Here is a 22,497-nt window from a genome sequence, read left to right on the forward strand (position 1 = left end):
GATGAAAACGGTCTTAATCACCGGATTTGAACCCTTTGGCGGCGAGTCAGTTAACCCTTCCTGGGAAGTGGTCTCCGGGCTCGACAATGCTATCATCGCCGGGTGCCGCGTCGTTGCGCGTCAGCTACCGTGTGTGTTTGGCGAGTCTCTGGCCGTACTTAATGCCGCGATTGACGCGCTGTCACCGTCGTTGGTGCTGGCGGTGGGGCAGGCAGGAGGTCGTACCGATATTACCGTTGAGCGTGTGGCGATCAACGTGGACGATGCGCGTATCGCGGACAATCAAGGTCAACAACCGGTAGATGTGCCGATTGTCGCCGAGGGCCCGGCAGCATGGTTTAGCACGCTGCCGATCAAAGCGATGGTGATGGCGATGCGCAACGCGGGAATTCCGGCCTCGGTTTCCCAGACCGCTGGCACTTTCGTGTGTAACCACGTGATGTATGGCCTGCTGCATAAACTACGCGACGCCCCGGCAGTGAAGGGCGGTTTTATCCATATTCCTTATCTGCCACAACAGGCCGCCGCGCACCCCGGAGCGCCAAGTATGGCGAGCGAAACGGTGCGCCGGGCGCTGGAAATTGCCATTGACACTGCATTGCAGGTGGACAGCGATATTGCGGTGACGGGCGGTGCAACACACTAACAAAGGACAGTATTATGCCTGAAGGCCCGGAGATCCGCCGCGCGGCGGATAACCTGGAGGCGGCAGTCAAAGGCAAACCCCTGACGGATGTCTGGTTTGCCTTTGAGCAGTTAAAACCGTATCAATCCCAACTCATCGGGCAGAGTGTTACCCAGCTTGAAACGCGGGGTAAAGCCTTGCTGACCCATTTTTCCAATGGCCTGACGCTGTACAGCCACAATCAGCTTTACGGCGTGTGGCGAGTGGTCGATACCGGCAACATTCCGCAAACCACGCGGGTGCTGCGCGTCAGGCTGCAAACAGAGGATAAAACTATCCTGCTGTATAGCGCGTCTGATATCGAGATGCTGACGCCAGAGCAGCTTACCACCCATCCGTTCCTGCAGCGGGTTGGGCCTGACGTACTGGATGTACGTTTAACGCCCGATGACGTTAAAGCACGTCTGCTTTCATCCCGTTTTCGTAATCGCCAGTTTTCCGGTCTGTTGTTGGATCAGGCATTTCTCGCGGGATTAGGTAACTATCTGCGGGTAGAAATTCTCTGGCAGGTGGGGTTGACCGGGCAACATAAAGCGTCACAGATTAGCGATGAACAGTTGGATGCACTGGCGCATGCGCTGCTTGATATTCCTCGTCTGTCCTACAACACCCGAGGGCTGGCGGATGAGAACAAGCATCACGGGGCGCTGTTTCGCTTTAAGGTTTTTCACCGGGACGGAGAAGCCTGTGAGCGCTGTGGTGGGATCATCGAGAAAACGACACTTTCCTCGCGACCGTTTTACTGGTGTCCGGGCTGCCAGCATTAGGTAGGCTGTCTTGGCGCATGCGCTGAGATAAACCGCGCCACCGCCGGACCGGTCAATAAGATACTGAACAGCCGCAGGGTTTGCATCGCCATGATTAGCGCCATATCGGCGTGGCTGCCTGCGGCAATTACCGCGACGGAATCCACGCCACCTGGGCTGGTCGCCAGATAGGCGGTGAGAAAATCGATTTGCATGTAATGCGCCAGACCCCAGGCCATAGCGGCGCAGATCGCCATCAGTGAAAAAATGGACAACAGGATCTGCGGCAAAGGGCGCAGCGCCATTAAAAAGATCTGCTTGTCAAAACCCAGGCCGATTTGCCAGCCGATGGCCATATACGCTATCGCCAATAGCCATTCCGGCAGTTCAATTACCATCACACCACCTGCGTTCAGCAGTGCGCCCGCCAGCATAGGCAGGAGCATGACGCCAGAGGGAATACGCAGTAAGCGCCCGGCTATACCGGCAACTGCGGCCAGCAAGATGGTGCTCAACAGATTAATACTTAGCGGTGGAAACCAGACGATTTGCTGACCGACCGTTTGCGCCTGATCGCCCATGACAAATCGGGTTACCAGCGCGGCAGCGCCGACCACCAACAGTACCCGCAGATACTGCATAAAGGCAACCAGGCGGATGTCAGCGCCATAATCCTGCGCCATCGCAACCATCGCGGCTGCCCCACCAGGTGATGAACCCCACGCGCCGGTGTTCCCTGGTAGATTGCTGTAGCGAACCAGCAGCCAGCCGATTACCGCGCTGCTAATGAGGGTTACCAGCAGGATGACAATTACCATCGGCCAGTGTGCCGCAAGCGTGGTTAAAATAGATCCTGTGAGGTTTTGCGCAATCATACAGCCGAGAACGGCCTGCGCGGCAAGAAATGTGCAGCGGGGAGGGTGCAGGGAGATCCCGCGCATACTGAAAATGATACCGACGATCATCGAACCGAGCAGCAATGCGCCTGGGAGATGTATCAACAGGAAGAACAGGGAAAGAAGGAGCGATAGCAGAAACAACAGGCTCCACTGTAAAACAGGCATCCCATGCTCCTGAGTTAAATGACGGAATTCTCAGTAAATCATAGAGAAAGCGTGATGAGAATAAAATAATGTGGATCAATAAAAACAGGCCGGACTCTGGCTTCAACGCCTTGTCCGGCCTGGGAGAGTTGATTGCTGTAAGCCGGACAGGCGCTAACGCTATCCGGCAGACAATTAACGCTTAATATCAGACTTAAAATCACGCTTGTCGTAGCCGGTGTACAGCTGACGTGGACGCGCGATCTTCATGCCATCGGTGTGCATTTCGTTCCAGTGCGCAATCCAGCCAACGGTGCGCGCCATGGCGAAGATAACGGTGAACATAGAAGACGGAATGCCCATCGCTTTCAGGATGATGCCGGAGTAGAAGTCGACGTTCGGGTAGAGTTTCTTCTCGATGAAGTACGGGTCGTTGAGCGCAATGTGCTCAAGCTCCATGGCCACTTCCAGCAGATCGTCTTTGGTGCCCAGCTCTTTCAGCACTTCGTGACAGGTTTCACGCATCACGGTGGCGCGCGGGTCATAGTTTTTATAAACACGGTGACCAAAGCCCATCAGGCGGAAAGAATCATTCTTGTCTTTCGCGCGGCGAACAAATTCCGGAATGTGTTTAACGGAGCTGATTTCTTCCAGCATTTTCAGCGCAGCTTCGTTTGCGCCGCCGTGCGCCGGTCCCCACAGGGAAGCAATACCGGCAGCGATGCAGGCAAACGGGTTAGCGCCAGAAGAACCCGCGGTACGTACGGTAGACGTTGAGGCGTTCTGTTCGTGGTCGGCGTGCAGGATCAGGATACGGTCCATGGCGCGTTCCAGAATCGGATTCACTTCGTATTTTTCGCACGGCGTGGAGAACATCATGTTCAGGAAGTTACCGGCGTAGGAGAGGTCGTTACGCGGGTATACGAACGGCTGTCCGATGGAGTATTTGTAGCACATCGCGGCCATGGTCGGCATTTTGGACAGCAGACGGAAAGCGGCGATTTCGCGGTGACGCGGATTATTCACATCCAGCGAATCGTGGTAGAACGCAGCCAGCGCCCCGGTTACACCGCACATAACGGCCATCGGGTGAGAGTCGCGGCGGAAACCGTGGAACAGACGAGTGATCTGCTCGTGGATCATGGTATGGCGAGTGACCGTGGTTTTGAACTCGTCGTACTCTTCCTGTGACGGTTTTTCACCGTATAGCAGGATATAACACACTTCCAGATAGTTGGACTCGGTCGCCAACTGGTCAATCGGGAAGCCGCGATGCAGCAAAATACCTTCGTCACCATCGATGAACGTAATTTTGGATTCGCAGGATGCGGTAGAGGTGAAACCTGGGTCAAAAGTGAACATCCCTTTTGAACCGAGACTACGAATATCAATAACATCTTGACCGAGCGTACCTTTCAGCACATCCAGTTCAATAGCAGCGTCACCATTTAGAGTGATTTTTGCTTTAGTATCAGCCATTTACGGTCTCCTTAGCGCCTTATTGCTTAAGACTGCCGGAACTCACATTTGCCTTCGTACATCAATGAACCGTTACCAGTTTGTTATTTGGCTCGCCGCTCTGCGAAAGAGGGGATGACCTGGGTACAGAGCTATGGGCGCTTGCAGGTAAAACGGTCTTTTCATGGCGAATAAACTGCAAATCAAGAACTTAGCAATCCGAATTATTAAACCTGTCTATCACTAATAACTGTCCTGACGGTATTGGTCAATACTTCCACACTGTTGCATAACTAAATCTCCGGTGAAAGAGTGACCCCATAACTTTTACGCATTATATGCTTTTTCTGGTGTCGTTTGTAACAACTTTGTTTAATGATTGTCAAATCAGATGATTAAAAATTAAAATAATGTTGTTATCGTGACCTATGTCACTGTTCGGGATAAAACCCGACAAACTATATGTAGGTTAATTGTAATGATTTTGTGAACGTCCTATACTGCCGCCAGGTCTCCGGAATACCCTGCAATCCCGAGCCAACCAGCGTTGTAACGTGTCGTTTTAGCATCTGGAAGCAGTGTTTTATATGACGCGTAGTTATAGTAAGGACGCTGTCTGACCCGCACGCAGACCGGAGGAAGGAAATCCCGTCGTCTTTCAGGCTACAGGTGTCTTCATCTTCTGTACCCGAAGTCCAAAGGGAATAATAAGAACAGCATGTGGGCGTTATTCATGATAAGAAATGTGAAAAAACAAAGACCTGTCAATCTGGATCTACAAACGATCCGGTTCCCAATCACGGCGATAGCGTCCATTCTCCATCGCGTATCCGGAGTGATCACCTTCGTGGCGGTCGGGATTCTGTTGTGGTTATTGGGTACCAGCCTTTCCTCCCCTGAAGGTTTCCTCACCGCGTCATCCATTATGAATAACTTCTTTGTGGAGTTAATTCTGTGGGGGATCCTGATTGCGCTGGCCTATCACGCCGTTATGGGCATTCGCCATCTGTTAATGGATTTTGGCTATATCGAAGAAACCCTCGAAGCAGGGACACGCTCCGCCAAAATTTGTTTCGTTATTATTGTCGTGCTTTCACTTCTCGCAGGAGTCCTCGTATGGTAAGCAACGCCTCCGCATTAGGACGCAATGGCGTACATGACTTCATTCTGGTTCGTGCTACCGCTATCGTTCTGACGTTATACATCATCTATATGGTCGGCTTCTTCGCCACCAGCGGCGAGCTGACGTTTGAAATCTGGACCGGTTTCTTCTCATCGGTATTCACCAAAGTCTTCACCCTGCTGGCACTTTTCTCCATCTTGATTCATGCCTGGATCGGCATGTGGCAGGTGTTGACCGACTACGTAAAACCTCTGGCTGTGCGCCTGATTCTGCAACTGGCTATCGTCGTTGCGCTGGTGGTTTACGTCATTTATGGATTTGTTGTGGTGTGGGGTGTGTAATGAAACTGCCAGTCAGAGAATTTGATGCTGTTGTGATTGGTGCCGGCGGCGCAGGTATGCGCGCGGCGCTGCAAATTTCCCAGAGCGGTCAGACCTGTGCGCTGCTCTCCAAAGTGTTCCCAACCCGTTCCCATACCGTATCTGCGCAGGGTGGCATCACCGTGGCGCTCGGTAATACCCATGAAGATAACTGGGAATGGCACATGTACGACACTGTCAAAGGGTCGGACTACATTGGTGACCAGGACGCTATTGAATATATGTGTAAAACAGGTCCGGAAGCGATTCTGGAGCTGGATCACATGGGGCTGCCGTTCTCTCGCCTCGATAATGGCACCATTTATCAACGTCCGTTTGGCGGCCAGTCGAAGAACTTCGGCGGTGAGCAGGCGGCACGTACCGCAGCGGCGGCAGACCGTACCGGTCATGCGCTGTTGCACACGCTGTACCAGCAGAACCTGAAAAACCACACCACCATCTTCTCCGAGTGGTATGCGCTGGATCTGGTAAAAAATGCTGATGGCGCGATTGTCGGTTGTACCGCGCTGTGTATCGAAACCGGTGAAGTGGTTTACTTCAAAGCCCGCGCCACCGTGCTGGCGACCGGCGGTGCTGGCCGTATTTATCAGTCCACTACTAATGCCCACATCAACACCGGTGACGGCGTGGGTATGGCTATCCGCGCTGGTGTGCCAGTGCAGGATATGGAAATGTGGCAGTTCCACCCAACCGGTATCGCCGGTGCGGGTGTTCTGGTAACAGAGGGTTGCCGTGGTGAAGGTGGCTACCTGCTGAACAAACACGGCGAGCGCTTTATGGAGCGTTATGCGCCGAACGCGAAAGACCTGGCGGGTCGTGACGTGGTGGCGCGTTCCATCATGATCGAAATCCGTGAAGGTCGTGGTTGCGACGGCCCATGGGGTCCGCACGCCAAGCTGAAACTCGACCACCTGGGTAAAGAAGTACTGGAATCCCGTCTGCCGGGCATTCTCGAACTGTCTCGCACCTTTGCTCACGTTGATCCGGTGAAAGAGCCGATCCCGGTTATCCCAACCTGCCACTATATGATGGGCGGTATTCCGACCAAAGTCACCGGCCAGGCGTTGACCGTAAACGAGCAGGGCGAAGATGTGGTGATCCCTGGGCTGTTCGCAGTAGGTGAAATTGCCTGCGTATCCGTTCACGGCGCCAACCGCCTGGGCGGCAACTCGCTGCTGGACCTGGTGGTGTTTGGTCGTGCGGTGGGTTTGCATCTGCAAGAATCTATCGCCGAGCAGGGTGACCTGCTGGATGCGACCGAAGATGAAATCGATGCTTCTCTGGCGCGTCTGAACCGCTGGAACGGTAACCGCAACGGTGAAGACCCGGTGGCCATTCGCAAAGCGCTGCAGGAATGTATGCAGCACAACTTCTCGGTATTCCGCGAAGGCGATGCGATGGCGAAAGGTCTGGAAGAGCTGAAAGCGATTCGCGAGCGTCTGAAAAATGCCCGTCTGGACGATACCTCCAGCGAGTTCAACACCCAGCGCGTTGAGTGCCTGGAGCTGGACAACCTGATGGAGACCGCGTACGCCACCGCAGTATCTGCAAACTTCCGTACTGAAAGCCGTGGCGCGCATAGCCGCTTCGACTTCCCGGAACGTGATGATGAAAACTGGCTGTGCCATTCCCTGTACCTGCCAGAATCGGAATCCATGACACGACGTCAGGTCAATATGGAACCGAAGCTGCGCCCGGCATTCCCGCCGAAGATTCGTACTTATTAATGCGGAGACAGGACAATGAAACTCGAGTTTTCAGTTTATCGCTATAACCCGGATGTTGACGACGCTCCGCACATGCAGGATTACACCCTGGAGGCGGAAGAAGGGCGCGACATGATGCTGCTGGATGCGTTGATGCAGCTGAAAGAAAAAGATCCGTCGCTGTCGTTTCGTCGCTCCTGCCGTGAAGGGGTCTGCGGCTCCGACGGTCTGAACATGAACGGTAAAAATGGACTGGCCTGTATCACACCTATTTCTGCGCTGAATCAGCCGGGCAAGAAAATTGTCATTCGCCCGCTGCCGGGCTTACCGGTTGTGCGCGATTTGGTGGTAGACATGGGGCAATTCTACGCACAGTATGAGAAGATTAAACCTTACTTGTTGAATAATGGGAAAAATCCGCCGGCTCGTGAGCATTTACAAATGCCTGAGCAGCGTGAGAAGCTCGATGGGCTGTATGAATGTATTTTGTGTGCATGCTGCTCAACGTCTTGCCCGTCATTCTGGTGGAATCCGGACAAGTTTATTGGCCCGGCAGGCCTGCTGGCCGCGTATCGCTTCTTAATTGATAGCCGCGATACCGAGACCGACAGCCGCCTGGAAGGTTTAAGTGACGCTTTCAGCGTATTCCGCTGCCATAGCATCATGAACTGCGTCAGCGTATGTCCTAAAGGGCTGAACCCGACGCGCGCCATCGGCCATATTAAGTCGATGCTGCTCAAACGTAGTGCATAAATAGTTGTTGTTGCCGGGGAAGTGATTCCCCGGTAGTGCAGGAAACCTCTAAAAACTGCCACATTGATAGCAATAATTGTAGCCTGAACAGCGACGATTATTAGACAGTTTTTAAAGGTTCCTTAGCGGACGCAGAAAACACGACAGTCCGCAACAAGTGAACCCCGGCACGCACATCGGTGTGCGTGGTAGTATCCACGGCGAAATACTCGTCATAGATCACGTTGCATGTGCGTTGGCTGCACTTGCTCACCCCGGTCACTTACTGGATGTAAGCTCCCAGGGATTCGCAAGCTTGCCGCCTTCCTGAAACGTGATCTATTTAGAGTATTAAATAAGCAGAAAAGATGCTTAAGGGATCACGATGCAGAACAGCGCTTTGAAAGCCTGGTTGGACTCTTCTTACCTCTCTGGTTCTAACCAGAGCTGGATAGAACAGCTCTATGAAGACTTCTTAACCGACCCTGACTCGGTAGATGCTAACTGGCGTTCGACGTTCCAGCAGTTACCTGGTACCGGAGTCAAACCGGATCAACTCCACTCAAAAACACGTGATTATTTCCGTCGGCAGGCGTTGATTACCCCACGTTACTCTTCTTCTATTTCCGACCCTGATGCCAATGTGAAGCAGGTTAAAGTCCTGCAGCTCATTAACGCCTACCGTTTCCGCGGTCATCAGCATGCGAATCTCGATCCGCTGGGACTGTGGCAGCAAGAAAATGTGGCCGATCTGGATCCGTCCTTCCACGATCTGACCGATGCGGATTTCCAGGAAAGCTTTAACGTAGGTTCTTTTGCTGGCGGCAAAGACACGATGAAGCTGAGCGACCTGGTGGTCGCGCTGAAACAAACCTACTGCGGCCCGATTGGCGCCGAGTATATGCACATCACCAGCACCGAAGAAAAACGCTGGCTTCAACAGCGTATTGAGTCTGGCCGTGCCGCGTTCAGTAGTGAAGAGAAGAAACGCTTCCTCAGCGAACTGACGGCAGCGGAAGGTCTGGAACGCTACCTGGGTGCGAAGTTCCCGGGCGCAAAACGCTTCTCGCTGGAAGGTGGAGATGCGTTAATCCCAATGCTCAAAGAGATGATCCGCCACGCCGGCAACAGCGGTACCCGTGAAGTGGTGCTGGGTATGGCGCACCGTGGTCGCCTGAACGTTCTGGTTAACGTACTGGGCAAACGCCCGCAGGAACTGTTCGACGAATTTGCGGGCAAACATAAAGAACACCTCGGCACCGGTGACGTGAAGTACCACATGGGCTTCTCGTCGGATATCGAAACCGAAGGCGGTCTGGTGCACCTGGCGCTGGCGTTTAACCCGTCGCACCTGGAAATCGTTAGCCCGGTGGTTATCGGTTCCGTGCGTGCACGTCTGGATCGTCTGGACGAGCCAAGCAGCAATAAAGTGCTGCCAATTACCATTCACGGTGATGCGGCGGTAACCGGGCAGGGCGTGGTTCAGGAAACCCTGAACATGTCGAAAGCGCGTGGTTATGAAGTGGGCGGTACCGTGCGTATCGTCATCAACAACCAGGTGGGCTTCACCACGTCTAACCCGCTGGATGCGCGTTCTACTCCGTACTGCACCGACATCGGTAAGATGGTTCAGGCGCCGATTTTCCACGTTAATGCGGATGACCCGGAAGCGGTCGCTTTCGTGACGCGTCTGGCGCTGGATTTCCGTAACACCTTCAAACGCGATGTGTTCATCGATCTGGTGTGCTACCGCCGTCACGGCCACAACGAAGCCGACGAGCCGAGCGCAACTCAGCCGCTGATGTATCAGAAAATCAAAAAGCATCCGACCCCGCGTAAAATCTACGCTGACAAGCTGGAAGCGGACAAAGTCGCCACGCTGGAAGATGCGACCGAAATGGTCAATCTGTATCGTGACGCACTGGATGCTGGCGAATGCGTGGTGAAAGAGTGGCGTCCAATGAACATGCACTCCTTCACCTGGTCGCCATACCTCAACCACGAGTGGGACGAAAACTACCCGAACAAGGTTGAGATGAAGCGTCTGCAGGAGCTGGCAAAACGCATCAGTACCGTGCCTGAAGCTGTTGAAATGCAGTCGCGCGTTGCCAAAATTTACGGTGACCGTCAGGCCATGGCCGCAGGCGAGAAGCTGTTCGACTGGGGTGGCGCAGAGAATCTGGCTTATGCCACGCTGGTTGACGAAGGCATTCCGGTACGTTTATCGGGTGAAGACTCCGGTCGCGGAACCTTCTTCCACCGCCACGCGGTGATTCATAACCAGGCGAACGGTTCAACCTACACGCCGCTGCAGCATGTGCATAACGGCCAGGGCACGTTCCGCGTATGGGACTCCGTGCTGTCTGAAGAAGCGGTACTGGCGTTCGAGTATGGTTATGCCACGGCAGAGCCACGCACGCTGACCATCTGGGAAGCGCAGTTCGGCGACTTTGCCAACGGTGCGCAGGTGGTTATCGACCAGTTCATCTCTTCCGGCGAGCAGAAGTGGGGCCGCATGTGCGGTCTGGTGATGCTGCTGCCGCACGGCTACGAAGGTCAGGGTCCGGAGCACTCCTCCGCACGTCTGGAACGTTATCTGCAACTTTGCGCTGAGCAAAACATGCAGGTTTGCGTCCCGTCCACCCCGGCACAGGTTTACCACATGCTGCGTCGTCAGGCGCTGCGTGGGATGCGTCGTCCGCTGGTGGTGATGTCACCGAAGTCGCTGCTGCGTCATCCGCTGGCAGTGTCTACGCTGGACGAACTGGCAAATGGCACGTTCCTGCCAGCCATTGGCGAAGTCGATGAACTTGATCCGAAAGGCGTGAAGCGTGTCGTGATGTGTTCTGGTAAGGTTTATTACGACCTGCTGGAGCAACGCCGCAAGAATGGCCAAAAAGATGTTGCCATTGTGCGCATCGAACAGCTCTATCCGTTCCCGCATAAAGCGGTGCAGGAAGCGCTGAAACCGTTTGCTCATGTACATGATTTTGTCTGGTGCCAGGAAGAGCCGCTCAACCAGGGCGCATGGTACTGCAGCCAGCATCATTTCCGTGAAGTAATTCCATTTGGGTCAGCTCTGCGTTATGCAGGTCGCCCGGCCTCTGCCTCTCCGGCAGTAGGATATATGTCCGTTCACCAGAAGCAGCAACAAGATCTGGTTAATGACGCGCTGAACGTCGATTAAATAAAGGATAAATAATGAGTAGCGTAGATATTCTTGTTCCCGACCTGCCTGAATCCGTAGCGGATGCAACGGTTGCAACCTGGCACAAAAAACCGGGCGATGCAGTACGTCGTGATGAAGTACTGGTAGAAATCGAAACTGACAAAGTGGTACTGGAAGTACCGGCATCAGCGGACGGTATTCTTGATGCGGTTCTGGAAGATGAAGGGACAACCGTCACTTCTCGCCAGATCCTTGGTCGCCTGCGTGAAGGCAACAGCACCGGTAAAGAAACCAGCGCTAAGTCTGAAGAAAAAGATTCTACTCCGGCACAGCGCCAGCAGGCGTCTCTTGCTGAGCAGAACAATGATGCCCTGAGTCCGGCGATTCGTCGCCTGCTGGGTGAGCATAACCTCGAAGCCAGCGCTATCAACGGCACTGGCGTCGGCGGTCGTATCACGCGTGAAGATGTTGAAAAGCATCTGGCTAAAGCACCGGCGGCGAAAGCCGAAGCCAAAGCGCCGGCCGCTGCGCCTGCGCCACAGGCTCAACTGGGCGCGCGTGGTGAAAAACGTGTTCCGATGACCCGTCTGCGCAAACGCGTAGCTGAGCGTCTGCTGGAAGCGAAAAATTCCACCGCGATGCTGACCACGTTTAACGAAGTCAACATGAAGCCAATCATGGATCTGCGTAAGCAGTACGGTGACGCGTTCGAGAAACGCCACGGTATCCGTCTGGGCTTTATGTCTTTCTACGTGAAAGCGGTGGTTGAAGCGCTGAAACGCTACCCGGAAGTGAACGCGTCCATCGACGGCGATGACGTGGTTTACCACAACTACTTTGATGTCAGCATGGCGGTCTCCACGCCGCGTGGCCTGGTCACGCCGGTCCTGCGTGATGTGGATCTGCTGGGTATGGCTGATATCGAGAAAAATATTAAAGAACTGGCAGTTAAAGGTCGCGACGGCAAGCTGACGGTTGAAGATCTGACGGGCGGTAACTTCACCATCACTAACGGTGGTGTGTTCGGTTCCCTGATGTCCACGCCGATCATCAACCCACCGCAGAGCGCCATCCTGGGTATGCATGCCATCAAAGATCGTCCGATGGCGGTAGACGGCAAGGTTGAAATCCTGCCGATGATGTATCTGGCGCTGTCTTATGACCACCGTCTGATCGATGGTCGTGAGTCAGTAGGCTTCCTGGTAACCATTAAAGAGTTGCTGGAAGATCCAACGCGTCTGCTGCTGGACGTGTAGTTAATAAGAGTATCACCTGCCCCGTAGGTCTGGATGCTTATCAGACCTACGGGTAAAAGATAACGATTACCTGAAGGATGGACAGAACACATGAACTTACATGAATATCAGGCAAAACAACTTTTTGCCCGCTATGGCTTACCGGCACCGGTGGGTTATGCCTGTACTACTCCGCGTGAAGCAGAAGAAGCCGCTTCAAAAATCGGCGCTGGCCCGTGGGTAGTGAAATGTCAGGTTCACGCTGGTGGCCGCGGTAAAGCGGGCGGTGTGAAGGTGGTGAACAGCAAAGAAGACATTCGCGCTTTTGCTGAACACTGGCTGGGTAAACGTCTGGTCACTTACCAGACAGACGCTCATGGCCAGCCGGTAAATCAGATTCTGGTTGAAGCCGCGACCGATATTGGTAAAGAACTTTACCTCGGCGCAGTGGTTGACCGTAGCTCCCGTCGCGTGGTCTTCATGGCCTCTACCGAAGGCGGCGTGGAAATCGAAAAAGTAGCGGAAGAAACCCCGCACCTGATCCACAAAGTGGCGCTCGATCCGCTGGCAGGCCCGATGCCTTACCAGGGGCGTGAGCTGGCGTTCAAACTGGGTCTGGAAGGTAAACAGGTTCAGCAGTTCACCAAGATCTTCATGGGCCTGGCGACCATTTTCCTGGAGCGCGACCTGGCGCTGATCGAAATCAACCCGCTGGTTGTCACCAAACAGGGTGACCTGATCTGCCTTGACGGCAAACTGGGCGCTGACGGCAACGCGCTGTTCCGCCAGGCTGACCTGCGCGAAATGCGCGACCAGTCTCAGGAAGATCCGCGTGAAGCGCAGGCTGCACAGTGGGAACTGAACTACGTCGCACTGGACGGTAACATCGGTTGTATGGTTAACGGTGCGGGCCTGGCAATGGGCACCATGGACATCGTTAAGCTGCACGGCGGCGAACCGGCTAACTTCCTCGACGTTGGCGGCGGTGCGACCAAAGAGCGTGTAACCGAAGCGTTCAAAATTATCCTCTCTGATGACAATGTTAAAGCCGTACTGGTTAACATCTTCGGCGGTATCGTACGTTGCGACCTGATCGCTGACGGTATCATCGGCGCGGTAGCAGAAGTAGGTGTAAACGTTCCGGTCGTGGTACGTCTGGAAGGTAACAACGCTGAACTCGGCGCGAAAAAACTGGCTGATAGCGGCCTGAATATTATTGCAGCGAAAAGTCTGACGGATGCAGCTCAGCAGGTTGTTGCCGCAGTGGAGGGGAAATAATGTCAGTTTTAATTAATAAAGATACCAAGGTTATCTGCCAGGGCTTCACCGGTAGCCAGGGGACATTCCACTCTGAACAAGCGATCGCTTACGGTACGCAAATGGTCGGTGGCGTTACCCCGGGCAAAGGCGGCACCACGCATCTGGGTCTGCCAGTGTTCAACACCGTACGTGAAGCGGTAGAAGCGACTGGCGCAACCGCCACCGTTATCTACGTTCCGGCGCCGTTCTGCAAAGACTCCATTCTGGAAGCAATCGATGCAGGCATCAAACTGATCATCACCATCACCGAAGGCATTCCGACCCTGGATATGCTGACCGTGAAGGTGAAACTGGACGAAGCCGGCGTGCGCATGATTGGCCCGAACTGCCCAGGCGTTATCACCCCAGGCGAATGCAAAATCGGCATCATGCCGGGCCACATTCACAAGCCGGGCAAAGTGGGCATCGTTTCCCGTTCCGGTACCCTGACCTATGAAGCAGTTAAGCAGACTACCGACTACGGTTTCGGCCAGTCTACCTGTGTAGGCATCGGCGGCGACCCGATCCCGGGCTCTAACTTCATCGACATCCTGAAGCTGTTCCAGGAAGATCCGCAGACTGAAGCGATCGTCATGATCGGTGAGATCGGCGGTAGCGCGGAAGAAGAAGCGGCTGCGTACATTAAAGATCACGTGACCAAGCCGGTGGTTGGCTACATCGCGGGCGTCACCGCGCCGAAAGGTAAGCGTATGGGTCACGCTGGTGCCATTATCGCCGGCGGTAAAGGGACCGCGGATGAGAAATTCGCGGCTCTTGAAGCTGCAGGCGTGAAAACCGTTCGCAGCCTGGCCGATATCGGCGAAGCACTGAAAACCGTTATTAAGTAAGCCATAAAAATACAGCCCTGACTTTCTGCATGGTCAAGGGCTGGTCTAATTTCGACATGGTTGGCCATCTGATGATGGCCTTTTTTATTTTCTGCCATCCCGCATCATGCAATTTGATCACAATCATCTTCACAAATGAGATTATTTTTTGCGGCGAGCATCATTCTTTCTTTTGCCTGGATTTTGCATATTACCGCCTTTAGTCATATTAAGGTTGGAGGATGGCGTGTCGCTGAAAATTCAGGATGATTACTTACCATGTTTTTTCTCTATAGCAGAAGTCTTCTCCAATGCGACGGGGTTAGCAACGGTAGTCGTTGATGTTACAGGCAGAGCTCTCTCTGATTGCCATAATTTTAATTCATTCTGTAAGCTGATGAGAGCGAATAAACGCTACAGTGTTGGTTGCCAAACGTGCGATAAACAGTGTGTTTTTGAGGCACTGAAACAGTGTAAGCCCAGAATATTCTGCTGCCATGCAGGGCTAAGTCTGTTCTCCATACCATTAATTTATGAGGAGAATCTGCATGGTTTTATTATCTGTGGTCAGGTTCGGGCTAAGTACCAGGAATATAAAACCATCATTGTTGAAGATGAATCACGATGGATGTGTGATCCTCAAATAAAAGCCGAGTGGGATCAGCTTGTTGCGGTTGATAATAATACGTTGGTGGCATCGGCTAATTTATTGCATTTTATTGTTAACAATTTTGAGGTGCAAAAAAAACAATCTGAAGTGGTATTCGATAAACCGACAAGTAACGTCCGGCACTATTTAACGGAGCTTTCTCGTCATGAGAAAAAACTACTGGCGGCACTGCGTTATATTGATGATAACCTGTATAGTGACTTATCTCTGGAGTCTGTGGCGGCACATGTCTGTTTAAGTGCAAATTATTTCAGCCGATTTTTTAAGAAGCGCCAGGGCGTTAACTTTAAAACATGGGTGAGTCAGAAAAAAATGCAAAAGGCGGGGGAGTTATTACACGATCCGGTTCATTCAATAGACAGTATCGCCCGGAAACTTCAGTACGCACAAACCAGCTATTTTTGTCGCGTTTTCCGGGCGGCGCATCAAACATCACCCCAGTCTTTTCGTCACGCCAGACTCTCGCAGTAAAGATGTTCAGGGAGGTCGATAGCGGCAGGAATAAAAGACAGACGATCGCTCAGCGTGACGACATCGCCAATGACGATCAGTGCAGGCGGCGTAATGTTGGCTTCCTGCGCATTGCTCAGTAACGAGCCGAGGGTACAGGTCAGCCGGCGCTGATTCTCCCGGGTCGCGGACATGATGATGGCCGCGGGCGTCTCCGCCGGTTTCCCACCCATCAACAGTTCTTCACAAATAAACGCCAGATTCGCAATACCCATGACGATAACCAACGTACCGTTAAGTTTCGCCAGCTGGCGCCAGTCCTGCTGCTGGTTGCCTTCGCGTGTATGACCGGTCACCACGTGAAAACCAGAGGCGTAATCGCGATGTGTTACCGGGATCCCGGCACAGGTTAATCCCCCAATGGTTGAACTGATACCGGGGACGACTTCAAAAGGGATCCCCGGCTCAATAAGCCCTTCAACTTCTTCGGCCCCACGACCAAATACGTAGGGATCGCCCCCTTTTAAGCGCACGATATTGTGATGCGTCTGGGCATACTGAACGAGAAGCGCGTTGATTTCATCCTGTGGCACACAATGAAATCCCGGATTCTTACCGACATTGATAAGCTCACAGTCAGCGGATGCCCATTCCAGAATCTTAGGATTGACCAACCTGTCGTAAATAATGACATCTGCTTGTTTAATGCACATCACTGCTTTGAGGGTGAGTAATGAAATATCACCGGGACCTGCGCCAACGAGCCAGACCTTTCCGAAAGTTTTCACATTGTGTCCTTTATCACGTCTAACAAAAAAAGGCAGAACCACTCCGGAGAATGATTAAAAGCAGTCGTTTGCTTGTAAGTTATAACGCTGAATTTTCCTAAATTATCACAAGGATAATATTGATTAATCTCGCAAAGTTTTTTCCACAATAAACAAGATGACTTGAAAAATTATTAAGAACTTATTGGCGCTATGTGTCTGAATTTAACCTTAATTAAATTGTGTTTATTGTTGTGCTTGAGTATTATTGGTTAATATTTATCCGCCATCAGTATGAACAAATCATGGATTGGATCAATGACATCAATGCCTGAAATAAAATATAACACTCGATGTTTATTCGGGTGATATGAATTATTTTTTATAAATTAAACTATTTTTGTACGCTGCATATGGAAGAGGTTATGAGAGGAAAAATACCCAAAACGGAGTTGCTGGTAACTTTTGAAGTGGTTGCGCGTCACGAAAGTTATACCCGGGCAGCTGAAGAGCTGGCTTTAACACAAAGTGCTGTTTTCCGCCAGGTGAATGCGCTAGAGGATTTTCTTAATACAGCGCTATTTAATCATGCCAAAAAGCGCATTTTTTTAAATGCGGCAGGCAAACACTATTTAACTATTGTTAAAGAAACACTGAACAAGCTTGAACGAGATACGACGACGATCATGACATGGCAGCCGACCGTACAAGTGATCGAACTGGCGGTTAACCCGACGTTCAGTACGCACTGGCTGATCCCAAACCTGCGTGAGTTCAATAAACTCAATCCTGATATTATCGTTAATATTCATTCTCTGGCGAATATTGGTGATTTTCTTAACCGGGAATATGACGCAGCGATCATGCGGGAAGATTTTTACTCGCCGTGGTCGGGGGTCGAGTACCTGTTCGAAGAGGAAATTCTGCCAGTGTGCAGCCGTTGCTTGCTTGCTGAACCGGACCGGAAGCTGTCCGTCGATGAACTGCTGAACGAATACCCGCTGTTGCATCAAAGTACCCGCATCAAAGGCTGGCAGGAATGGTTTGCGCTGTCCGATGTCAGCAGTCCGCTGGTGAATAAAGGTCCGCGATTTGATCTGTTGTCGATGCTGATTGCGGCAGTACGTTCCAACCTTGGCGTCGCATTGCTACCCCGTTTTGCCATTCAGCACGATCTGGATAGTGGGGATATGGTGATTCCTTGCGATGTTCCAATGCGTACCGGGAATCGATTTATCATGACGTGGCGGGAGGAGAAATCAGAGTCCCTTCATTTGGAGATCTTCCGCAACTGGTTGCTAAATAAATCCGTGATGTCGGCTGCCTGATGGCGGCTTGCGCCTTATCAGGCCTACAGGTTTCGGTGTTCACCATAGGCCCGATAAGCGTATCGGTTTTGGGTAAATCGCCGGATGCGGCGTAAACGCCTTACCCGGCAAAAGAGCGATTACCAGTCGATCCCTGGCTGTGCCTGAATGCCGCTATCAAAAGCGTGTTTAACCGGGCGAAGCTCGCTGACCGTATCGGCAAGTTCAAGTAACAGCGCATGGCAACCGCGCCCAGTGACGATCACGCTCTGGTCGGCAGGGCGATTTTCGATGGCGCTGATTACCTCCTGCGTATCCAGATAGTGATAAGCCAACATATAGGTGAGTTCGTCCAGTACGACCAGATCGTAATGCGCATCAGCCAGCATGCGCTTACTTTCCTGCCACACAGCGGTGGCCGCCTCGATATCGGCTTCCCGGTTCTGGGTTTCCCAGGTAAAACCGGTACCCATAATATGAAACTCCACGCCGAGAGGGTGCAGTGTGTTGTACTCGCCATTATCCCACTGGCCTTTAATAAACTGCGCGACGCCAACGGTTTTTCCGTGACCAACCGCGCGTGTCGCCGTGCCGAAGGCTGCGGTAGATTTTCCTTTACCATTGCCGGTGAAGACAATCAGAATCCCTTTCTTCTCCGTTGCCGCCGCCACGCGGGTATCAACCTGCGCTTTCAGCTTCTGCTGACGCTGGCGATGTCGGTCATTGTTGGCTCGCGCTTCCATGATAGCTCCTTAATGTCCTGCCGGGCAGGTTGCGCAGCGATGCTGCTGCTCAAACTGACTGAAGAAGTTATTGCCTTTGTCATCTACTAATACGAACGCAGGCATATTTTTAACTTCCATCATCCACACCGCTTCCATGCCCAGTTCGGGATACTCAAGGCACTGCAGGCTCTTCACATACTGCTGGGCCAGCAGAGCCGCTGCGCCGCCAATGCTGCCGAGGCTAAATCCACCGTGTTTGTGACAGGCATCAGTGACCTGCTGACTGCGGTTACCCTTGGTGAGCATAATGAGACTTCCGCCTTGTGCCTGGAAAGCATCGACGTACCCATCCATGCGTCCGCCGGTTGTCGGCCCCATTGAACCGCAGGCCTGGTTTTCGGGGGTTTTGGCGGGGCCGGCGTAATAAACGATATGTTTTTTCATGTATTCCGGCATCGGTTCGCCGTTATCCAGGCGCGCTTTGATGTTTGCGTGGGCGATATCTCGGGCAACAACAATTGGGCCGCTTAACGACAAACGAGTCCCGATGGGCAGGGCGGAAAGGTCATGCAAGATTTCGCGTAACGGACGGTTCAGATCCAGTTGAACTGTCTGGGCGCCATTTTCCACTCGCTGTGAATCAGGGATAAATTTGCCCGGGTTATGCTCGAGTTTCTCCAGCCAGATACCGTGTTTGTTAATTTTGGCTTTGATGTTGCGGTCGGCAGAACAGGAGAGGGCCATGGCGATAGGGCAGGAGCCGCCGTGGCGCGGTAAGCGAATTACGCGAATATCGTGGGCAAAGTATTTGCCGCCAAACTGCGCGCCGATGCCAAACTCGCGGCTGGCATTGAGCAGTTCGGCTTCCAGTGCTGTATCGCGGAACGCCTGACCCAGCTCGTTCCCGCTGGTGGGCAGGTTATCGTAATATTTGGTTGATGCCAGTTTGGCTGTCTTCAGCGCCTGATCGGCGGACAAGCCCCCAACCACGAAAGCGATGTGGTACGGCGGGCAAGCGGCGGTACCCAGCGATTTCATTTTTTCGATCAGGAAGGCTGTGAGCTTTTCCGGCTGCAGAATGGATTTGGTTTCCTGGAATAGCGCCGCCTTATTGGCAGAACCACCGCCTTTGTTGACGAACAGGAATTTATACTCATTACCCGGCGTGGCGCTGATGTCGATTTGCGCTGGCAGGTTTGTCTGGGTATTGACCTCGGTATACATGTCCAGCGGGGCATTTTGCGAGTAACGCAGATTGTTTTCGGTGAAGGTGGTATATACGCCTTTGCTCAAGGCTTCGGCGTCATCGCCGCCTGTCCAGACATGTTGTCCTTTGCAGGCCACAATGGTTGCCGTCCCGGTGTCCTGACAGTTAGGCAGGACGCCTTTGGCCGAAACCTCAGCGTTGCGCAGCAGTTGTAATGCGACGTACTTATCGTTACCGCTGGCCTGCGGGTCGTGCAAAATGCTGGCTATCTGTTTCAAATGTCCGGCGCGCAGAAAAAATGAAGCCTCATAAAATGCCTGCTGTGCTAATAAGGTTAACGCTTCAGGCGCTACCTTAATCACTTCCTCTCCGTCTAACTCCGTTACCGTTACGTGCTGGTTACTCAGTAATTCATACTCGGTATTATCTTTACTCTGAACAAAGAGTTCCTGCCAGACAAATGGTTTAGACATGTTTACTTCTCACCTCTTCGTATTGTTTGCCGGATAAGCAATGTGCCATCCGGCGTAAAGTTATTTGGCTAAAAAGACGTTGGCTTTTGTCGCTTCGGCGACATATTCGATAGTTTTCTGGGCACGAACGCTGTTTCCGGCTTCATCAAGCGGCGGAGAATAGACCGCAATCGCATATTCGCCTGGGACGACGGCAACCATGCCGCCGCCGACGCCGCTTTTCGCCGGAATGCCAACGGTGTACAGCCATTTACCGCTGCCGTCGTACAGTCCGGCAATCGCCATTTCCGCCAGCACCTGCGGAACATATTTTTCATTCAGCAACTGCTTGCCGTTGAAGGGCGATTTCCCTTTGTTCGCCAGTACGGCACCCATTTTGGCCAGTTGCTCAACGGTGATATCCACCGAGCACTGACGGGTATAAATTTCGACGGCGTCGTCGGTGTTGCCATAGAAGCTGTTATAGGATTCCATCAGCTTCGCCAGCGCCTGATTGTGCTGGTTGGTCTCCATCTCAGATTTGTAAACCGGCTCATTAACCGTGAGCGTGGCATCGGCCCAGACGTTCAGGTTGTCGAGGATTTTGTTCCAGCGATCGGTTTTGTCTTTGGCTTCAATCAGACTAACGGTGCTCATGGCTCCGGCGTTTACCAGCGGGTTTTCCGGCGCGCCTTTGGTCAGTTCAACGGCTAAACCTGAATTAAATGGCATGCCAGTGGCATTGGCCCCGAGTTTATCCAGCACTACCTGAGGACCGTGCTGTTCCATGGCGAGCGCCATGGTGAAGACTTTACTCAGCGATTCCATGGGAAAGGGTTTGTTAACATCGCCAACCTGGTAGATTTTTCCGTCCACCGTAGCAATAGTGATGGCAAAATTATTTGGGCTGTAGCTCGCCAGGGCAGGGATGTAGTCGGCGACTTTTCCATCATTGTTACTTTTGTACTTTTGATGCGCCTGTTCTATCAGTCTGGCGTAGTCCGGCGCGGTTTGCGCGAATGAGGTAGCGCTAAACAAGACGCTGAAAGAAAAGAGACTCACGCCGAGCAGAGTTTTAGTCATGGTGCTTTCCTGTTGGGGTACTTATCATGCGCCGGATAGCGGCGTACCGCCTGATCCGGCTTACGGATAATTAAACGTTATGTAGGCCGGATAAGCGCAAGCGCCATCCGGCAATAACGAGGTATCAGGACAACGCGACTTCTGTTTCGGTGACCGGGCGGTCTTGCTCCGGTGTTTTGACTGGCGCTGTTCCGCGGCAGCCTGAACCAAAGTGTTCACCTTCCCAGCGACCTACAATGGCAGCGCCCATGGCATTACTCATGACGTTGGTGGCGGAACGACCCATATCGAGGAACGGATCGACGCCCATCAGCAGGATCAAACCGGCTTCCGGAATGTTGAACTGGTTCAGGGTAGCGGCGATAACGACCATCGAGGCACGCGGTACACCCGCCATCCCTTTAGAGGTCAGCATCAGAATTAACAGCATGGTAATTTGCTCGCCCATGCTCAACTCAATGTTGCACGCCTGGGCAATAAAGACGGTGGCAAAGGAGCAATAGGCCATGGAGCCTACGAGGTTAAAGGAGTAACCGATCGGCAGAACGAAGCTGGCAATTTTTGACGATACGCCGAATTTTTCCAGCTTATCCAGCGTGCCCGGGAAGGCTGCTTCAGAACTGGAGGTCGTAAAGGCCAGCAGTGCAGGCTCGAAGATTGATTTGGTCAAACGCGCGATGCAAGGCCCGACTATCATGGTTGACAGGCCAATCAGAATTGCCCACAGCATACCCAGCGTCAGGTAGAATTCACCCATGAAGATCCCGGCGCTGACCATCACACCCAGACCACGTTCGGCAATCAAACCTGAAATAGCGGCAAAAACAGTCAGTGGGGCAAACAGCATGACGTAGCCTGTCAGCTTCAGCATCACGTGTACCAGCGAATCCAGAACCTTAACGATAGGCTCGGCTTTTTCACCGATTGCGGCCAGGCTGCAACCAAGGAAAATGGAGAACACCACGATCTGCAGGATTTCGTTCCGCGCCATCGCGTCAACGATACTGGTTGGTACGGCATGTGAGATAAAGACTTTCAGCGTGAAGGGTTCAGACTTAACGGCGGCAACAGCGCCTGCGTCATGAGCAACAAAATTGATGCCTGCGCCCGGCTGGAAGATATTAACGATAACCAGACCTAAGGCGATCGACAGCAGTGAGGCACAAATAAACAGGAAAAAGGTTTTAGAAAATATACGACCCAGCGTTTTGGCATCGCCCATCTTGGCAATACCGACAACCAGAGTTGAAATAACCAATGGCGCAATAATCATCTTCACCATACGTAAGAATATAGTGGTGAAAATGGAAATATCCTGTGCATATGATTTTGCTGTTTCAGCCGCGGCCATATTATTAATGGCCACCCCGGCAATCATGCCGAGTATCAGGCCTAATATGATCATCTTGGTTAAACTTATTTTCTTCATGTGT

At 52.6% G+C, this 22,497-nt stretch carries 20 protein-coding genes; 12 read left to right on the forward strand and 8 right to left on the reverse strand.

Annotated features, from left to right (window positions below; all coding sequences use genetic code 11):
• The first annotated feature begins 1 nt into the window (after position 1).
• Both pcp and nei read left to right on the forward strand, forming a co-directional pair.
• On the forward strand, positions 2 to 646 hold the full coding sequence (gene pcp / locus OGY19_RS23515) for a pyroglutamyl-peptidase I (RefSeq protein ID WP_115600763.1): 645 nt from the start codon (positions 2 to 4) through the stop codon (positions 644 to 646).
• A gap of 14 nt (positions 647 to 660) precedes the next feature.
• Positions 661 to 1,452: an endonuclease VIII gene (gene nei, locus OGY19_RS23520; RefSeq protein ID WP_061067538.1), complete on the forward strand. Its 792-nt coding sequence runs from the start codon at positions 661 to 663 to the stop codon at positions 1,450 to 1,452.
• On the opposite strand, the gene OGY19_RS23525 is transcribed toward nei, so the two are convergent.
• The 3 genes from OGY19_RS23525 to OGY19_RS24645 form a co-directional block, all read right to left on the reverse strand.
• On the reverse strand, positions 1,449 to 2,495 hold the full coding sequence (locus tag OGY19_RS23525) for an AbrB family transcriptional regulator (RefSeq protein WP_048212257.1): 1,047 nt from the start codon (positions 2,493 to 2,495) through the stop codon (positions 1,449 to 1,451). The genes nei and OGY19_RS23525 overlap by 4 nt on opposite strands.
• A 174-nt stretch (positions 2,496 to 2,669) precedes the next feature.
• Positions 2,670 to 3,953: a citrate synthase gene (locus OGY19_RS23530; protein WP_048212256.1), complete on the reverse strand. Its 1,284-nt coding sequence runs from the start codon at positions 3,951 to 3,953 to the stop codon at positions 2,670 to 2,672.
• Between the two features lie 206 nt (positions 3,954 to 4,159).
• Positions 4,160 to 4,213, reverse strand: coding sequence for a hypothetical protein (locus OGY19_RS24645; RefSeq protein ID WP_418135082.1), 54 nt, complete (start codon positions 4,211 to 4,213; stop codon positions 4,160 to 4,162).
• 437 nt (positions 4,214 to 4,650) lie between these two features.
• On the opposite strand from OGY19_RS24645, the gene sdhC reads away from it, so the two are divergent.
• The 9 genes from sdhC (at position 4,651) to OGY19_RS23575 (ending at position 15,544) form a co-directional block, all read left to right on the forward strand.
• Positions 4,651 to 5,055 carry a succinate dehydrogenase cytochrome b556 subunit gene (gene sdhC / locus OGY19_RS23535; protein ID WP_003831406.1) on the forward strand — a complete coding sequence of 135 codons (405 nt, stop codon included), beginning with the start codon at positions 4,651 to 4,653 and terminating at the stop codon, positions 5,053 to 5,055.
• Complete coding sequence (sdhD, locus tag OGY19_RS23540; protein WP_115600762.1) at positions 5,049 to 5,396, forward strand: succinate dehydrogenase membrane anchor subunit; 348 nt, start codon at positions 5,049 to 5,051, stop codon at positions 5,394 to 5,396. Before sdhC ends, sdhD begins: the two co-directional genes overlap by 7 nt.
• On the forward strand, positions 5,396 to 7,162 hold the full coding sequence (gene sdhA / locus OGY19_RS23545; protein WP_003022919.1) for a succinate dehydrogenase flavoprotein subunit: 1,767 nt from the start codon (positions 5,396 to 5,398) through the stop codon (positions 7,160 to 7,162). The genes sdhD and sdhA overlap by 1 nt, the downstream gene beginning before the upstream one ends.
• Positions 7,163 to 7,177: 15 nt before the next feature.
• The gene (gene sdhB / locus OGY19_RS23550; RefSeq protein WP_032948848.1) at positions 7,178 to 7,894 is read left to right on the forward strand and encodes a succinate dehydrogenase iron-sulfur subunit SdhB; all 717 of its coding nucleotides are present in this window, start codon (positions 7,178 to 7,180) and stop codon (positions 7,892 to 7,894) included.
• A 364-nt stretch (positions 7,895 to 8,258) separates the two neighbouring features.
• On the forward strand, positions 8,259 to 11,060 hold the full coding sequence (gene sucA, locus OGY19_RS23555) for a 2-oxoglutarate dehydrogenase E1 component (RefSeq protein WP_048212254.1): 2,802 nt from the start codon (positions 8,259 to 8,261) through the stop codon (positions 11,058 to 11,060).
• 14 nt (positions 11,061 to 11,074) lie between these two features.
• Entirely contained in the window at positions 11,075 to 12,298 is a 1,224-nt protein-coding gene (odhB, locus tag OGY19_RS23560; protein ID WP_003022925.1) for a 2-oxoglutarate dehydrogenase complex dihydrolipoyllysine-residue succinyltransferase, read from the forward strand.
• Positions 12,299 to 12,388: 90 nt separating this feature from the next.
• Positions 12,389 to 13,555 carry an ADP-forming succinate--CoA ligase subunit beta gene (sucC, locus tag OGY19_RS23565; RefSeq protein WP_003022927.1) on the forward strand — a complete coding sequence of 389 codons (1,167 nt, stop codon included), beginning with the start codon at positions 12,389 to 12,391 and terminating at the stop codon, positions 13,553 to 13,555.
• Entirely contained in the window at positions 13,555 to 14,424 is an 870-nt protein-coding gene (sucD, locus tag OGY19_RS23570) for a succinate--CoA ligase subunit alpha (RefSeq protein WP_003022929.1), read from the forward strand. Before sucC ends, sucD begins: the two co-directional genes overlap by 1 nt.
• A gap of 226 nt (positions 14,425 to 14,650) precedes the next feature.
• Positions 14,651 to 15,544 carry a PocR ligand-binding domain-containing protein gene (locus OGY19_RS23575; protein ID WP_061068808.1) on the forward strand — a complete coding sequence of 298 codons (894 nt, stop codon included), beginning with the start codon at positions 14,651 to 14,653 and terminating at the stop codon, positions 15,542 to 15,544.
• Here OGY19_RS23575 and cobA read toward each other — a convergent pair.
• Positions 15,523 to 16,311 (reverse strand): uroporphyrinogen-III C-methyltransferase, encoded by a 789-nt coding sequence (gene cobA / locus OGY19_RS23580; RefSeq protein ID WP_048212251.1) that lies wholly within the window; start codon positions 16,309 to 16,311, stop codon positions 15,523 to 15,525. The two genes, OGY19_RS23575 and cobA, sit on opposite strands and share 22 nt — an antisense overlap.
• Positions 16,312 to 16,715: 404 nt before the next feature.
• Here cobA and OGY19_RS23585 point away from each other — a divergent pair, with 404 nt between their 5' ends.
• Positions 16,716 to 17,618 (forward strand): LysR family transcriptional regulator, encoded by a 903-nt coding sequence (locus OGY19_RS23585; RefSeq protein ID WP_048212250.1) that lies wholly within the window; start codon positions 16,716 to 16,718, stop codon positions 17,616 to 17,618.
• A 119-nt stretch (positions 17,619 to 17,737) separates the two neighbouring features.
• Here OGY19_RS23585 and cobO read toward each other — a convergent pair whose 3' ends face one another.
• The 4 genes from cobO to OGY19_RS23605 form a co-directional block, all read right to left on the reverse strand.
• Complete coding sequence (cobO, locus tag OGY19_RS23590; protein ID WP_048212249.1) at positions 17,738 to 18,340, reverse strand: cob(I)yrinic acid a,c-diamide adenosyltransferase; 603 nt, start codon at positions 18,338 to 18,340, stop codon at positions 17,738 to 17,740.
• 9 nt (positions 18,341 to 18,349) lie between these two features.
• A complete protein-coding gene (locus tag OGY19_RS23595; protein WP_048212248.1) occupies positions 18,350 to 20,002 on the reverse strand; it encodes a class I fumarate hydratase in 1,653 nt (550 codons plus the stop codon).
• 60 nt (positions 20,003 to 20,062) lie between these two features.
• Positions 20,063 to 21,064 carry a glutaminase A gene (gene glsA / locus OGY19_RS23600; protein WP_048212247.1) on the reverse strand — a complete coding sequence of 334 codons (1,002 nt, stop codon included), beginning with the start codon at positions 21,062 to 21,064 and terminating at the stop codon, positions 20,063 to 20,065.
• A gap of 124 nt (positions 21,065 to 21,188) precedes the next feature.
• Positions 21,189 to 22,493: a dicarboxylate/amino acid:cation symporter gene (locus OGY19_RS23605; protein WP_048212246.1), complete on the reverse strand. Its 1,305-nt coding sequence runs from the start codon at positions 22,491 to 22,493 to the stop codon at positions 21,189 to 21,191.
• Between the last annotated feature and the right edge of the window lie 4 nt (positions 22,494 to 22,497).

Origin of the sequence: Citrobacter sp. Cy070, assembly GCF_030332245.1 — a bacterium.
Taxonomy (GTDB): domain Bacteria; phylum Pseudomonadota; class Gammaproteobacteria; order Enterobacterales; family Enterobacteriaceae; genus Citrobacter; species Citrobacter youngae.

Coding starts and splice junctions, on each gene's coding strand:
- sdhD (WP_115600762.1), top strand. CDS start 5,049: ATGGTAAGCAACGCCTCCGCATTAGGACGCAATGGCGTACATGACTTC.
- sucA (WP_048212254.1), top strand. CDS start 8,259: ATGCAGAACAGCGCTTTGAAAGCCTGGTTGGACTCTTCTTACCTCTCT.
- sdhB (WP_032948848.1), top strand. CDS start 7,178: ATGAAACTCGAGTTTTCAGTTTATCGCTATAACCCGGATGTTGACGAC.
- sucD (WP_003022929.1), top strand. CDS start 13,555: ATGTCAGTTTTAATTAATAAAGATACCAAGGTTATCTGCCAGGGCTTC.
- glsA (WP_048212247.1), bottom strand. CDS start 21,064: ATGACTAAAACTCTGCTCGGCGTGAGTCTCTTTTCTTTCAGCGTCTTG.
- sucC (WP_003022927.1), top strand. CDS start 12,389: ATGAACTTACATGAATATCAGGCAAAACAACTTTTTGCCCGCTATGGC.
- sdhC (WP_003831406.1), top strand. CDS start 4,651: ATGTGGGCGTTATTCATGATAAGAAATGTGAAAAAACAAAGACCTGTC.
- nei (WP_061067538.1), top strand. CDS start 661: ATGCCTGAAGGCCCGGAGATCCGCCGCGCGGCGGATAACCTGGAGGCG.
- OGY19_RS23530 (WP_048212256.1), bottom strand. CDS start 3,953: ATGGCTGATACTAAAGCAAAAATCACTCTAAATGGTGACGCTGCTATT.
- OGY19_RS23585 (WP_048212250.1), top strand. CDS start 16,716: ATGAGAGGAAAAATACCCAAAACGGAGTTGCTGGTAACTTTTGAAGTG.
- OGY19_RS23595 (WP_048212248.1), bottom strand. CDS start 20,002: ATGTCTAAACCATTTGTCTGGCAGGAACTCTTTGTTCAGAGTAAAGAT.
- sdhA (WP_003022919.1), top strand. CDS start 5,396: ATGAAACTGCCAGTCAGAGAATTTGATGCTGTTGTGATTGGTGCCGGC.
- OGY19_RS23525 (WP_048212257.1), bottom strand. CDS start 2,495: ATGCCTGTTTTACAGTGGAGCCTGTTGTTTCTGCTATCGCTCCTTCTT.
- cobO (WP_048212249.1), bottom strand. CDS start 18,340: ATGGAAGCGCGAGCCAACAATGACCGACATCGCCAGCGTCAGCAGAAG.
- OGY19_RS23605 (WP_048212246.1), bottom strand. CDS start 22,493: ATGAAGAAAATAAGTTTAACCAAGATGATCATATTAGGCCTGATACTC.
- odhB (WP_003022925.1), top strand. CDS start 11,075: ATGAGTAGCGTAGATATTCTTGTTCCCGACCTGCCTGAATCCGTAGCG.
- pcp (WP_115600763.1), top strand. CDS start 2: ATGAAAACGGTCTTAATCACCGGATTTGAACCCTTTGGCGGCGAGTCA.